This is a genomic window from Streptomyces sp. NPDC050422 (genome assembly GCF_044458665.1).
Taxonomy (GTDB): domain Bacteria; phylum Actinomycetota; class Actinomycetes; order Streptomycetales; family Streptomycetaceae; genus Streptomyces.
Map to the genome: position 1 here is coordinate 195,321 of NZ_JBITIE010000014.1, position 13,582 is coordinate 208,902.

Genomic DNA, 13,582 nt, shown 5'->3' on the forward strand with positions numbered 1-13,582 from the left:
TCGTACACATGACGACTGACGCACCCCTCCCCGCTCCCGGACGCGAGATCCAGACCCTCGACACCCTCTCCCCCGACCAGGCGGTCGCCGTCTCCGAGCTGCTCGCCGAGGCCGCGCAGTCCGACGGCCGGCAGGCCGTGTCCGAGCAGGGGCGGCTGCAGTTGCGGGGCGGGCACCGGGAAGGGGTGCGGCACTTCCTGCTGACCGCCGGCGGCACGCTGGTCGGGTACGCGCAGCTGGAGGACACCGACCCCGTCGAGGCTCCGGCCGCCGAGCTGGTCGTGCACCCCGCGCACCGCGGGCACGGGCACGGGCGGGCGCTCGGGGCGGCGCTGCTCGCCGCCACCGGGAAGCGGCTGCGGGTCTGGGCGCACGGCGGCAAGTCCGCGGCGCGCCACCTCGCGCAGGTGCTCGGCCTGTCGCTCTTCCGCGAACTGCGTCAGCTGCGGCGCCCGTTGAGCCCGCTGAACATCGCGGAGCCCGTGCTGCCGCCCGGCGTCACCGTCCGCACCTTCGTGCCGGGCGAGGACGACGCCGCCTGGCTCGCCGTGAACAGCGCCGCGTTCGCCCACCACCCCGAGCAGGGCTCGCTGACCCAGCGCGACCTCGACGACCGCAAGGCCGAGCCCTGGTTCGACCCGAAGGGGTTCTTCCTCGCCGAGCGCGAGACCGAGGGCGGGGGCAGCGAGCTGATCGGCTTCCACTGGACGAAGGTGCACGCCGACGAGCAGCTCGGCGAGGTGTACGTGGTCGGCATCCGGCCCGACGCGCAGGGCGGCGGCCTGGGCAAGGCGCTCACCGCGACCGGGCTGCGCCACCTCGCCTCCGAGGGGCTGCCCACCGCGATGCTCTACGTCGACGCGGACAACACCGTGGCCGTGGCCGTCTACGAGCGGATGGGCTTCACCACGCACGAGGTCGACCTGATGTACCGCACGGAGTCCTGAGCAGTCGTCAAGACCATGGGGGGCGGCGCCGCTTGACGCCGCCCCTTCTTTACGACACCCTTTCACTACTCAATTAGTGAAAGGGGTGAACATGGCACAGTCCGCAGCGGTCGAGTTCCGCATCGACCGGCGCAGCGGCGTCGCCACATACCTCCAGATCGTCCAGCAGACCAAACAGGCCCTGCGCCTGGGACTACTGGAGCCCGGCGACCGGCTGCCCACCGCCCGCGAGGTCGTGGAGGCCACCGCCATCAACCCGAACACCGTGCTCAAGGCCTACCGGGAGCTGGAGCGCGAAGGGCTCGTCGAGGCGCGGCGCGGACTCGGCACCTTCGTCACCCGGGCCCTCGGTGGCGCGGCCGCCGCCGACGACGCCCCGCTGCGCGCCGAACTCGCCGACTGGGCCCGCCGGGCCCGTACCGCCGGCCTGGAGAAGGACGACGTGAGCGCGCTCTTCACCGCCGTACTGAACAAGACTTTCGAGGGGGATCAGACCGGATGACAGGCGCTGCGATCGAGGCCGACGGCCTCGGCATGAAGTACCGGGGCAGAGACGGGGGGTGGGCGCTGCGCGACTGCTCGTTCCGGTTGCCCGCAGGGCGCGTGTGCGCCCTCGTGGGCCCCAACGGTGCGGGCAAGTCCACCCTGCTGGGCATCGCGGCGGGGTTCCTGCGGCCGGCCGAGGGGACGGTACAGGTACTCGGCTCGACGCCCGGCGAGGCCCGTGGCCGGATGGCGTACGTGGCCCAGGACAAGCCGCTGTACCCGCAGTTGACGGTCGCCGAGACGCTCTGGGCGGGGGCCGAGCTGAACCCTACGACCTGGGACCAGGCCACCGCCGAACGCATCACCGAGCCGCTCCCCGGCGACGCGAAGGTCCGTACCCTGTCCGGCGGTCAGCGCACCCGCCTCGCCCTGGCCCTCGCGCTGGGCAAGCGGCCCGAGCTGCTGTTGCTCGACGAGCCGATGGCCGACCTCGATCCGCTCGGCCGGCACCAGCTGATGGGCGCCCTGATGGCGGAAGCGGCCGAGCACGGCACCACCATCGTGATGTCCTCGCACATCCTCACCGAGCTGGAGGGCGCCTGCGACTACCTCCTGCTCGTCGACGGCGGCCGCGTCCGCCTCGGCGGCGAGACGGACGACCTGATCGCCGCGCACACCCTGCTCACCGGCCCCGTACGCGACCTCGCCCCGCACACCGTGGTCGAGTCCCGCACCACGGGACGTCAGCTGACCGCACTCGTCCGGAGGGAGGGCCCGGTGGACACGTGCTCCGACTGGGAAACCGCCGAGCCGTCTCTGGAGGAGTTGCTGCTCGCGCACCTGCGCTCGCCCGACGCCCCCGCGCTGCTCACCCCGAGCGCGGACGCCCGGACCCGTGAGGCGGTGAGCGCGGCATGAGCGCCCTCGCCCTGCGCGGCCCGGCCCGCGTCATCGTCCTCCAGCACCGCCGCGTCCTGTGGATCGCGGGGGCGTTCGCGCTCGCCGGGATCGTCCTGCTGGCCGCTTCCGTGTGGTGGAACTCCGGCACGGCGGACACGTACGCGGACAGCGGGTGCGCGTTCATGGACACCTCCCCGCGCTGCGTCACGGCGTTCCGCGACATGCTCGACCACCAGGCATGGCTCAGGGACGTGCTGCGGTACACGGGCATTGCCATGATGGTGCTGCCCGCTGCCATCGGCATGTTCGTCGCCGGTCCACTGATCGGCCGGGAGCTGGAGAGCGGTACCTACCGGCTGGCCTGGTCCCAGTCCGTTTCCCCCGCCCGCTGGCTCCTCGCCAAGCTCGCCGTTCCGGCGGCGATCACGGTGGTGGCCGTGCCGGCCGCCTCGGCCTTCTACACCTGGTGCCGGACCGCCCCCGACACCGACCGCATGGCCTGGTACGACACGAGCGTGTACGCCGCGCTGGGCACCCTGCCCACCGCCTCGGCCCTGCTCGCCATCGCCATCGGCGCGCTCGCCGCGCTGCTGGTACGGCGCACGCTGCTCGCCATGGGCATCACGGCCCTGGTCTACGGGGCGGTGGCGCTCACGCTCGCCACCGTACGCAGCAGCCTGTGGACGGTCAGTACGGTCATCACGCCGCTGAACGCCACGACGGGCGGCCAGCCCGGCGACAGCCTGTGGGTCGGCGGAGGCCTGATGGCAGGGGACCAGCGGCTGCCCGGCGGCCCCTGCGACTCCGTACCCGACGTGGACCGCTGCCTGGCCGACCACCACGTCACCGGCACCTACGTCGACTACCACCCCGCCTCGCACTTCTGGCCGCTCCAGCTGGTCGGTACGGGCATCGTCCTCGTCCTCACCGCCGTCGCCGTCGCCCTCGCCTTCCGCGTCCTGCGCCGTCGCCACGCCTGAGCAACCGGCCGTGCCCAGAGGTTCACGCGGACCCCCGGGCACGGCCACACCGCTTCCTGCATGTCATGTCGCCGTTACCGGCCATTCAGACGGTCTTGCGACCCTCACACAATGCAGCCAGCTGTGCCGACCCCCCGCAACGGGAGAATTCCCGGCGGAGAGCGCGCCGACCACGCGATCTCCGCGATCTCATCCCCCTCCGACGCGCCCCCGGAGCACTCCGCGCGGAAGAATGGGCTCATGAGCCAGCAGCCCAGCTCCGAGGTCCCGGTCCAGCCCGCCGCCCAGCCGTCCGTCGGCTCCCTCGCCGCACACCGGCCGCACGCCGTAGCCACCCCGTCGTCCTCGTCCGCCGCCCTGTCCACCGCGGCCGACCTGGACCCCGACATCGACGCCGACGTCGACGCGTACGAACCCGACGTCGACGGGGACGAGCTGCCGCAGGGCCGGTTCCTGGACCGGGAACGCAGTTGGCTCGCGTTCAACGAACGTGTGCTCGAACTGGCCGAGGACCCGGCGACACCGCTCCTCGAACGGGCTAATTTCCTCGCCATCTTCGCCTCGAACCTGGACGAGTTCTTCATGGTCCGGGTGGCCGGTCTCAAGCGCCGCATCGCGACGGGCGTCGCCACCCGGTCCGCGTCCGGTCTCCAGCCCCGCGAGGTCCTCGACCTGATCTGGACCCGCTCGCGCGAACTCATGGCCCGGCACGCCGCCTGCTACCAGCAGGACATCGCGCCCGCCCTGTCCGACGAGAGCATCCAGCTGATCCGCTGGCCGGAGCTGACCGAGAAGGAGCAGGCCCGCCTGTTCACCTTCTTCCGCCAGCGCGTCTTCCCCGTGCTGACCCCCCTCGCCGTGGACCCGGCGCACCCCTTCCCGTACATCTCCGGGCTCTCGCTCAACCTCGCCGTCGTCGTACGCAACCCGGTCAGCGGCCACCGCCACTTCGCCCGGGTCAAGGTCCCGCCGCTGCTGACCCGCTTCCTGGAGGCCTCGCCGCAGCGCTACGTCCCCATCGAAGACGTCATCGCCGCCCACCTGGAGGAGCTCTTCCCGGGGATGGAGGTGCTCGCGCACCACATGTTCCGGGTCACCAGGAACGAGGACCTGGAGGTCGAGGAGGACGACGCGGAGAACCTCCTCCAGGCCCTGGAGAAGGAGCTGATGCGGCGCCGCTTCGGCCCGCCGGTCCGCCTGGAGGTCGAGGAGTCCATCGACCCGTACGTGCTGGACCTGCTGGTCCGCGAGCTGAAGGTGTCCGACGCCGAGGTCTACCCGCTGCCCGGGCCGCTCGACCTCACCGGGCTGTTCGGCATAGCGTCCCTGGACCGGCCCGAGCTGAAGTTCCCCAAGTTCATCGCCGGCACGCACCGCGACCTCGCCGAGGTCGAGTCCGCCTCCGCGCCCGACATCTTCGCCGCCCTGCGCGAACGCGACGTGCTGCTGCACCACCCGTACGACTCCTTCTCCACCTCCGTCCAGGCCTTCCTGGAACAGGCGGCCGGCGACCCGGACGTCCTCGCGATCAAGCAGACGCTGTACCGGACCTCCGGCGACTCCCCGATAGTCGACGCCCTCATCGACGCCGCCGAGTCCGGCAAGCAGGTCCTCGTCCTCGTCGAGATCAAGGCCCGCTTCGACGAGCAGGCCAACATCAAGTGGGCGCGCAAGCTGGAGGAGGCGGGCTGCCACGTCGTCTACGGGCTCGTCGGCCTGAAGACGCACTGCAAGCTCTCGCTCGTCGTCCGCCAGGAGGGCGACACGCTGCGCCGCTACTCGCACGTCGGCACGGGCAACTACCACCCCAAGACGGCCCGGCTCTACGAGGACCTCGGCCTGCTCACCGCCGACCCGCAGGTCGGCGCGGACCTCTCCGACCTCTTCAACCGGCTCTCCGGCTACTCGCGCCGCGAGACCTACCGCCGCCTCCTCGTCGCCCCGAAGTCGCTGCGCGACGGGCTGATCGTCCGGATCAACAAGGAGATCGCGCACCAGCGGGCCGGCCGCCCCGCCTACGTACGCATCAAGGTCAACTCGATGGTCGACGAAGCGATCATCGACGCCTGCTACCGGGCCGCGCAGGCGGGCGTCCCGGTCGACATCTGGGTCCGCGGCATCTGCGCGATCCGCCCCGGCGTCACCGGCCTCTCCGAGAACGTCCGGGTGCGCTCGATCCTCGGCCGCTTCCTGGAGCACTCCCGCGTCTTCTCGTTCGGCAACGGCGGCGAGCCCGAGGTCTGGTTCGGCAGCGCCGACATGATGCACCGCAACCTCGACCGCCGCATCGAGGCCCTGGTCCGGGTCACCGACCCCGCCCACCGGGCCGCCCTCAGCCGGCTCCTGGAGACCGGCATGGCCGACACCACCTCCTCCTGGCACCTGGGCCCCGACGGGGACTGGACCCGGCACGCCACGGACGCGGAGGGCCGGCCACTGCGCCACGTACAGGAAATGCTCATTGACGCCCGGAGGCGCCGGCGTGCGACGCCCTGACCACCAGACACAGACGGACGTGACCGCGGGAGCGGTGCTCGCACCGTATCTGCGGACACAGGCCGCGGACTTCCTGCGCAGCCTGCGTCTGCACCGCGAGAACAGTGCCCCCACGGACGCCGGGCCGCAGGCCGCCGAACAGGCCGCCGGAGCGCTCCGGCGCTCGTCCCGCCGGATCAGCGGCACCCTGCACACCTTCCGGGCCGCGCTCGACCCGCTCTGGGCCGAGCAACTGCGCACCGAACTGGCCTGGCTGTCCGGCACGCTCGCCCGTGAGCGGGCGTACGCGGACCGGCTGGACCGGCTCCTCGAAGCGCTGCACGGCCTGTCGGGGTCGCCGCTGCCGGCCGCCCGCGCCGAGGCCGGCCGCATCCCTGCGGACAAGGAACGCGCCGTCCTCGGCGTCGGCGCGGCGCGCGCCGGCGCACTGCTGGAACGACAGCTGACCCTCGCCCGGACCCGCGCGCACTCAGCGGCGCTCCAGGCCCTCGGCTCGTCCCGCTTCCACGCGGTCGCCGACGCTGTCGCGCTGCTCGCCTCCGAGGTCCCGCTGTCCGCTGCGGCGGCCGAACCCGCCGGTGAGCTGCTGCACGAACCGGCGCAGCGGGCGGAGCAACGGCTGCTGGGCGCCGTCTCGGCGCTCCCCCCGTGCGAGGCGGCCGAGCCGTACAACGAGGCGCACGACGCGCCCTGGCACCAGACCCGGCTGCTGCTGCGCCTGCACCGGTACGCCCACGAGGTGGTTCGGGGCACCCCCGATCCGGTCCTGGCCGGCCCCGGTCACGCGCTCGATCTGCACCGGGACGCCGCGGAGGCGGCCTCGGCGGCCTCCGCGGCCGCCCGCACCCCCCGCATCGCGCCGCCGACGGCGTACGCCCTGGGGGTGCTCCACGCCGACCAGCGCCATGAGGTGGGGGCGGCGCGGGCGGTCTTCCGGGAGAGCTGGCCGTACGCCACGGCGGCGACCCGGCCATGACCCGGACGGCGGGCGGCACGGTGCGCGCTGCGGGCTGCGTGCTGTGGCGCCGCCCGCCCGCGTCCGCATCCTTCGGCGGCGGGGGCGTGGAGCTCTGCCTCGTACACAGGCCTCGTTATGACGACTGGTCGTTCCCGAAGGGCAAGCTGAAGCGCGGCGAGTCCCCGCGGGACGCCGCCCTGCGCGAGGTCCTGGAGGAGACGGGCCACCACTGCGTGCCGGGTGCGGTGCTGCCCATGGTCCGGTACGTCGCGAACGGCCGGCCCAAAGAGGTCACCTACTGGTCCGCCGAGGCCACGGCGGGCGTCTTCGTGCCGAACAGCGAGGTGGACGACGTGCTGTGGCTCGGCCCGGCGGACGCCCGCGCCCGCCTGACCCAGCCCCGGGACCGCGATCTGCTGGACGCGGCCCTGCGCACCCTGCCGCGCGCGTAGCCGGGCCCTGGGTGCCCTGGGGTGGGCGCTCACGTGGGGGGGCGGCCCGGTCCAGGCGGAGGTTCCGTCCTCAAACGCCGGACGGGCTGAAGTGGCGTACCACCCCGGAACCAGGCCGCCCGACACGGTTCACCTCCCGTTCACTCACCCCCGCAAGCCACTTCACCTGTTCTGCCTAATTTCGACAGTGCACGGTGCGAGGAACACACCGCACCGGACAGGACTCCCGCACCACCCACCACCTCGCACGCCGTCGTAGACCGAAACACCACGGCGGCTCCTGGAAGGAACACCCGAAAGTGAAGCTTCAGCGCAAGAACCGGCTTCGTGCCACCGCGCTCGGTGCCCTCGCCGTCTCCGGCGCCCTGGTCCTCACGGCGTGCGGTTCGGACAACAACAGCGGCGGCGACACCGGCGGGAGCGGCGGTCAGACCAAGGCCGCTTCGAACGTCAAGTGCGACGGCGCCAAGGGTCAGCTGCGTGCCTCCGGGTCCAGCGCACAGAAGAACGCCATGGACCTCTGGGTCAAGGAGTACATGGCCGCCTGCTCCGGCGTGGAGATCAACTACAACTCCTCCTCGTCCGGCGAGGGCATCGTCGCCTTCAACCAGGGCACCGTCGGCTTCGCCGGCTCCGACTCGGCGCTGAAGCCCGAGGAGGTCGCCGACTCCAAGAAGATCTGCAAGACCGGCCAGGGCATCAACCTCCCGATGGTCGGCGGTCCGATCGCGGTCGGCTTCCACCTCGACGGTGTCGACAGCCTCACGCTGGACGCCCCCACCCTCGCCAAGATCTTCGACACGAAGATCAAGAAGTGGAACGACGAGGCGATCGCCAAGCTGAACCCGGGCGCCAAGCTCCCGGACAAGGCGATCCAGCCCTTCCACCGCTCCGAGGACTCCGGCACCACGCAGAACCTCGGCAAGTACCTGAGCGCCGCCGCCCCGTCCGACTGGAAGTACGAGGCCGAGAAGAAGTGGCCGGCCCCCGGTGGCCAGGGCGCTACCGGCTCGTCCGGTGTCGCCAGCCAGGTGAAGCAGGTCGACGGCTCGATCGGTTACTTCGAGCTCTCGTACGCCGCCTCGCAGAAGATCACCACCGTCGACATCAACACCGGCGGCGCCGCCCCGGTCAAGGCCTCCTCGGAGAACGCCTCCAAGGCCATCGCCGCCGCCAAGGTCAAGGGCACCGGCAAGGACCTGGCGCTCAGCCTCGACTACACCACCAAGGCCGAGGGCGCGTACCCGCTGGTCCTGGTGACGTACGAGGTCGTCTGCGACACCGGCAACAAGGCCGACACCCTCGGCACCGTGAAGTCCTTCCTGACCTACACCGCCTCCGCGGACGGCCAGAAGCTCCTCACCGAGGCCGGTTACGCCCCGATCCCCGACGCGATCAACGCCAAGGTCCGCGAGACGGTCGCCGGCCTCTCGTAACCCGCACACCCGGTACGACGCACGACGCAACAGGCGGGTCCGGTCCGGCGCACCCCTCCGGACCGGACCCGCCACCCCGACCCATCCGGTGCACCGCCGCCAGGGGAGCCCCAGAGGGACTCCCCCACACAGACCGGAAAGACCAATGGCTTCCACCACACAGACAGAAATTCCACCGGCCCCGCCGGGCAGGCGCACCCGCGCCAAGTCCACCGGCCGCGCCGGTGACAAGATCTTCCTGGGCCTCTCCCGCGGATCCGGCATCCTGCTGCTCGTGGTCATGGCGTCGATCGCCGTGTTCCTCAGCTACCGCGCCGCGATCGCCATCTCCAAGGACGAGGGCAACTTCTTCACCACCTTCGACTGGGACCCGGCCGGCAGCCCGCCCGTCTTCGGCATCGCCGTCCTGCTCTTCGGGACCGTCGTCAGCTCGATCATCGCGATGGTCATCGCGGTTCCGATCGCTGTCGGCATCGCCCTGTTCATCTCGCACTACGCACCGCGCAAGCTCGCCGGCACGATCGCGTACGTCATCGACCTGCTCGCCGCGGTGCCCAGCATCATCTACGGCATCTGGGGCGCGCTCGTCCTCGTGCCGTACCTCGAAGGCCTGAACCTCTGGCTCGACCAGTTCTTCGGCTGGACGTACATCTTCGAGAAGACCGAGATCGGCGTCGCCCGCTCGCTCTTCACCGTCGGCATCCTGCTCGCGATCATGATCCTGCCGATCGTGACGAGCGTCAGCCGCGAGGTCTTCCTCCAGGTCCCGAAGATGAACGAGGAGGCCGCGCTCGCCCTCGGCGCCACCCGCTGGGAGGTCATCCGCCTCTCGGTGCTGCCGTTCGGCCGCTCCGGCGTGATCTCCGCCTCGATGCTGGGCCTGGGCCGCGCACTCGGCGAGACGATGGCCGTCGCCACGGTCCTGTCGCCGAGCTTCCTCATCTCGCTGCACGTGCTCAACCCGGGCGGCGGGACGTTCGCCCAGAACATCGCCGCGAAGTTCGGCGAGGCCGACGCGTTCGGGCGCGACGCCCTGATCGCCTCCGGCCTGGTCCTCTTCGTCCTCACCCTGCTGGTCAACGGCGCCGCGCGGCTCATCATCGCCCGCCGCAAGGAGTACTCGGGGGCCAACGCATGAGCCACGCATCCACCAGCGTCCAGGACCGCCCGGTGCCCACACCGCCCGCACCGAGGGGCACCCTCAGCAGCCGGACCCTGCCCCGCCTGGCCCCGCTCGGCTTCGCCGTCGTCTCGATCGCCCTCGGCGTCGGCATCGGCGCGGCCGCCGGCTGGCACAGCCGCGTCCAGTGGGGCCTGCTCTCCGCGCTGCTCTTCCTGACGATCTCGTACGTCGCGACGAGCATCGTGGAGAACAAGCGCCAGGCCAAGGACCGCCTCGCCACCAGCCTCGTCTGGGTCTGCTTCCTGATCGCCGTCGTCCCGCTGGCCTCCCTGCTCTGGACGACCATCAGCCGCGGCTCGGAACGCCTGGACGGCTACTTCCTGACCCACTCGATGGCCGGTGTCCTCGGCCCCGAAGCCAGCGGCGGCGTCTACCACGCCCTGATCGGCACGCTGGAGCAGGTCGGCATCGCCACCCTGATCTCCGCCCCGCTCGGCCTGCTCACCGCGGTCTACCTGGTGGAGTACGGCAAGGGTGCACTCGCAAAGGCCGTCACCTTCTTCGTCGACGTGATGACCGGCATCCCGTCCATCGTCGCCGGTCTGTTCATCCTCTCGATCATGCTGATCGCGGGGCTGGAGCCCTCCGGCCTGATGGGCGCCCTGGCCCTGACGATCCTGATGATCCCGGTCGTGGTCCGCTCCACCGAGGAGATGCTGAAGCTCGTCCCCAACGAGCTCCGCGAGGCCTCCCTCGCCCTCGGCATCCCGAAGTGGCGCACCATCCTGAAGGTGGTCCTGCCGACCGCGATCGGCGGCATCGCCACCGGCGTCATGCTGGCCGTCGCGCGCATCGCGGGCGAGACCGCCCCGATCATCCTGCTGGTCTTCGGCAGCCAGCTGATCAACCCGAACCCCTTCGAAGGCGCCCAGTCGTCACTGCCGTTCTACATCTACGAGCAGTACAAGATCGGGGAGGCCGCGTCCTACGACCGCGCCTGGGCAGCGGCCCTGGTCCTGATCGCCTTTGTCATGATCCTCAATCTGGTGGCCCGCGGCATCGCCCGCTGGAAGGCCCCGAAGACCGGCCGCTGAGGCCACGGAAAGCAGTGATTCAGATGGCCAAGCGCATCGACATCAGCGGCCTGTCGGCCTACTACGGCGCCCACAAGGCGATCGACGACATCTCCATGACCGTGGAGCCCCGCTCCGTGACCGCCTTCATCGGCCCGTCCGGCTGCGGCAAGTCCACCTTCCTGCGCACCCTGAACCGGATGCACGAGGTCACCCCCGGTGGCCGCGTCGAGGGCAAGGTGCTGCTGGACGACGAGAACCTGTACGGATCGAACGTCGACCCGGTCACCGTGCGCCGCACGGTCGGCATGGTCTTCCAGCGCCCGAACCCGTTCCCCACCATGTCGATCTTCGACAACGTCGCGGCGGGCCTGCGGCTCAACGGCTCGTACCGCAAGAGCGCCCTGGGCGACATCGTGGAGAAGTCGCTTCGGGGCGCCAACCTCTGGAACGAGGTCAAGGACCGGCTGAACAAGCCCGGCTCCGGTCTCTCCGGCGGTCAGCAGCAGCGTCTGTGCATCGCCCGCGCCATCGCGGTCGAGCCCGACGTCCTGCTCATGGACGAGCCGTGCTCGGCCCTGGACCCGATCTCCACCCTCGCCATCGAGGACCTGATCGGTGAGCTGAAGGAGCGCTTCACGATCGTCATCGTGACGCACAACATGCAGCAGGCGGCCCGGGTCTCGGACCGCACGGCGTTCTTCAACCTCGCGGCGGTCGGCATGCCGGGCAAGCTCGTCGAGATCGACGAGACGGAACGCATCTTCTCCAACCCCTCGGTCCAGGCCACGGAGGACTACATCTCCGGCCGCTTCGGCTGAGCCTCCCCAGACGGCCTTGGGGTGCTGCATGGCGGTGCCACCACAAGGCGAAGGGTCCGCCCCGCTCTCCATGAGGAGAGCGGGGCGGACCCACATCAAAGCCAGGGCCAGGGCCCAGCCAAATCAAGCATCAACGCAAGGGCCAGCGCCGGCCAGATCAAGCCCGTCCGGCGCTTGAGGACATCTTTCAGCCCGTCCGGCGATTAAGGACAAGGCGCCCGCCGGGCGCACCCGCCCCGGCCCCGTCAGCCGAACAGCAGGACGACAACCCCGTAGCTCGCGGCAGCGACCAGCGCCGCAGCCGGCATCGTGATGAACCACCCCAGGATGATGTTCTTCGCCACACCCCAGCGCACCGCGTTCACCCGCTTGGTCGCGCCCACACCCATGATCGCCGAGGTGATCACGTGCGTCGTCGAGATCGGCGCGTGGAACAGGAAGGCCGAACCGAACATGATCGAGGCCCCCGTCGTCTCCGCGGCGAAGCCCTGCGGCGGGTCCAGCTCGATGATCTTCCGGCCGAGCGTACGCATGATGCGCCAGCCACCGGCGTACGTACCGAGCGACAGCATCAGCGCGCAGACGAGCTTCACCCAGACCGGGATCGGGTCGCTGTACGTCTCGTGGCCGGAGATGACCAGGGCCATCACCACGATGCCCATCGTCTTCTGCGCGTCCTGCAGACCGTGACCGAGCGCCATGCCCGCGGCCGAGACCGTCTGCGCGATCCGGAATCCGCGCTTGGCCTTGTGCGGGTTGGACTTCCGGAACATCCACATGATGGCGACCATCACCAGATAGCCGACCACCAGGCCGATCACCGGCGAGATGAACATCGGGATGACGACCTTGTCGAGCACCCCGCTCCAGTGCACCAGCGTCCCGCCCGCGAGCGCCGCGCCGACCATGCCGCCGAACAGGGCATGGGAGGACGACGACGGCAGGCCGAAGTACCAGGTGACCAGGTTCCAGATGATCGCGCCGACCAGGGCGGCGAAGAGGATTCCCATCCCCTTGTCGCCCGTGGGCGTCGCGATCAGGCCCTCGCTGACGGTCTTGGCGACCCCGCTGCCGAGGAACGCGCCGGCGAGGTTCATCACCGCCGCCATCGCCAGTGCGGCACGTGGGGTGAGAGCCCTGGTGGAGACCGACGTGGCGATGGCGTTCGCCGAGTCGTGGAAGCCGTTCGTGTACGTGAAACCGAGCGCGACGCCGATGGTCACGACCAGTACAAAGGTGTCCACGTGGTTCAGGACTCCTTGACCGCGATGGTCTCCACCGTGTTCGCGACGTGCTCGAACGCGTCCGCGGCCTCTTCCAGCACGTCCACGATCTGCTTCAGCTTCAGCACCTCTATGGCGTCGTACTTGCCGTTGAAGAGCTGGGCGAGCAGCTTGCGGTGGATCTGGTCGGCCTGGTTCTCCAGGCGGTTGACCTCGATCCAGAACTCGGTGAGGTTGTCCATGCTCCGCAGGTTCGGCATGGCCGCGGCTGTCAGCTCCGCCGCCCGCGCCAGCACCTCGACCTGCTGCTCGACACCCTTCGGGAGCTCGTCGACCTGGTACAGAACGACCAGGTCGACGGCCTCCTCCATGAAGTCCATGATGTCGTCGAGCTGCGAGGCGAGATTGTAAATATCCTCGCGGTCGAACGGCGTAATGAAGGAGGAGTTCAGCTGGTGGAAGATCGCGTGGGTGGCATCGTCCCCCGCGTGCTCCGCTGCCCGCATGCGCTCCGCGATCTCGACTCGGGAGGCAGAATCCGCCCCGAGCAGTTCCATCAGGAGTTTCGAGCCCGTGACGATGTTGTCCGCGGATGCGGAGAACATGTCGTAGAAGCTCGTCTCCCTGGGGGTCAGACGAAAGCGCACGTGGGGTCCTCGGGGTGCTTTGGATTCGGTCAGGCTGATG

13 protein-coding genes are annotated in these 13,582 nt (G+C 70.4%); 11 read left to right on the top strand and 2 right to left on the bottom strand.

Annotation, left to right across the window (positions count from 1 at the left end; genetic code table 11):
- Nucleotides 1-8: 8 nt before the first annotated feature.
- From mshD to pstB, 11 genes are all read left to right on the top strand, one after another.
- Entirely contained in the window at nt 9-947 is a 939-nt protein-coding gene (gene mshD, locus ACIBJG_RS23455; RefSeq protein WP_399310076.1) for a mycothiol synthase, read from the top strand.
- Nucleotides 948-1,038: 91 nt separating this feature from the next.
- On the top strand, nt 1,039-1,449 hold the full coding sequence (locus ACIBJG_RS23460) for a GntR family transcriptional regulator (protein WP_399310078.1): 411 nt from the start codon (nt 1,039-1,041) through the stop codon (nt 1,447-1,449).
- A complete protein-coding gene (locus ACIBJG_RS23465; protein ID WP_399310079.1) occupies nt 1,446-2,351 on the top strand; it encodes an ABC transporter ATP-binding protein in 906 nt (301 codons plus the stop codon). Before ACIBJG_RS23460 ends, ACIBJG_RS23465 begins: the two co-directional genes overlap by 4 nt.
- The gene (locus ACIBJG_RS23470) at nt 2,348-3,313 is read left to right on the top strand and encodes a hypothetical protein (RefSeq protein ID WP_399310082.1); all 966 of its coding nucleotides are present in this window, start codon (nt 2,348-2,350) and stop codon (nt 3,311-3,313) included. Before ACIBJG_RS23465 ends, ACIBJG_RS23470 begins: the two co-directional genes overlap by 4 nt.
- Before the next feature lie 240 nt (nt 3,314-3,553).
- Entirely contained in the window at nt 3,554-5,809 is a 2,256-nt protein-coding gene (locus ACIBJG_RS23475; RefSeq protein ID WP_399310083.1) for an RNA degradosome polyphosphate kinase, read from the top strand.
- Complete coding sequence (locus tag ACIBJG_RS23480; protein ID WP_399310085.1) at nt 5,796-6,785, top strand: CHAD domain-containing protein; 990 nt, start codon at nt 5,796-5,798, stop codon at nt 6,783-6,785. The genes ACIBJG_RS23475 and ACIBJG_RS23480 overlap by 14 nt, the downstream gene beginning before the upstream one ends.
- Nucleotides 6,782-7,219, top strand: coding sequence for an NUDIX hydrolase (locus ACIBJG_RS23485; protein WP_399310087.1), 438 nt, complete (start codon nt 6,782-6,784; stop codon nt 7,217-7,219). Before ACIBJG_RS23480 ends, ACIBJG_RS23485 begins: the two co-directional genes overlap by 4 nt.
- 299 nt (nt 7,220-7,518) lie before the next feature.
- The gene (gene pstS, locus ACIBJG_RS23490; protein WP_399310089.1) at nt 7,519-8,655 is read left to right on the top strand and encodes a phosphate ABC transporter substrate-binding protein PstS; all 1,137 of its coding nucleotides are present in this window, start codon (nt 7,519-7,521) and stop codon (nt 8,653-8,655) included.
- 145 nt (nt 8,656-8,800) lie between these two features.
- Nucleotides 8,801-9,793, top strand: a complete 993-nt coding sequence (pstC, locus tag ACIBJG_RS23495; RefSeq protein WP_399310091.1) for a phosphate ABC transporter permease subunit PstC — start codon at nt 8,801-8,803, stop codon at nt 9,791-9,793.
- Nucleotides 9,790-10,872 carry a phosphate ABC transporter permease PstA gene (pstA, locus tag ACIBJG_RS23500; protein WP_399310092.1) on the top strand — a complete coding sequence of 361 codons (1,083 nt, stop codon included), beginning with the start codon at nt 9,790-9,792 and terminating at the stop codon, nt 10,870-10,872. Before pstC ends, pstA begins: the two co-directional genes overlap by 4 nt.
- Before the next feature lie 23 nt (nt 10,873-10,895).
- Complete coding sequence (gene pstB, locus ACIBJG_RS23505) at nt 10,896-11,672, top strand: phosphate ABC transporter ATP-binding protein PstB (protein ID WP_399310093.1); 777 nt, start codon at nt 10,896-10,898, stop codon at nt 11,670-11,672.
- Nucleotides 11,673-11,917: 245 nt separating this feature from the next.
- Here the strand turns inward: pstB and ACIBJG_RS23510 are convergent, their stop codons facing one another.
- Both ACIBJG_RS23510 and ACIBJG_RS23515 read right to left on the bottom strand, forming a co-directional pair.
- Complete coding sequence (locus ACIBJG_RS23510) at nt 11,918-12,916, bottom strand: anion permease (protein WP_399310095.1); 999 nt, start codon at nt 12,914-12,916, stop codon at nt 11,918-11,920.
- Between the two features lie 5 nt (nt 12,917-12,921).
- Nucleotides 12,922-13,542, bottom strand: a complete 621-nt coding sequence (locus ACIBJG_RS23515) for a DUF47 domain-containing protein (RefSeq protein WP_399310096.1) — start codon at nt 13,540-13,542, stop codon at nt 12,922-12,924.
- Nucleotides 13,543-13,582 lie beyond the last annotated feature (40 nt).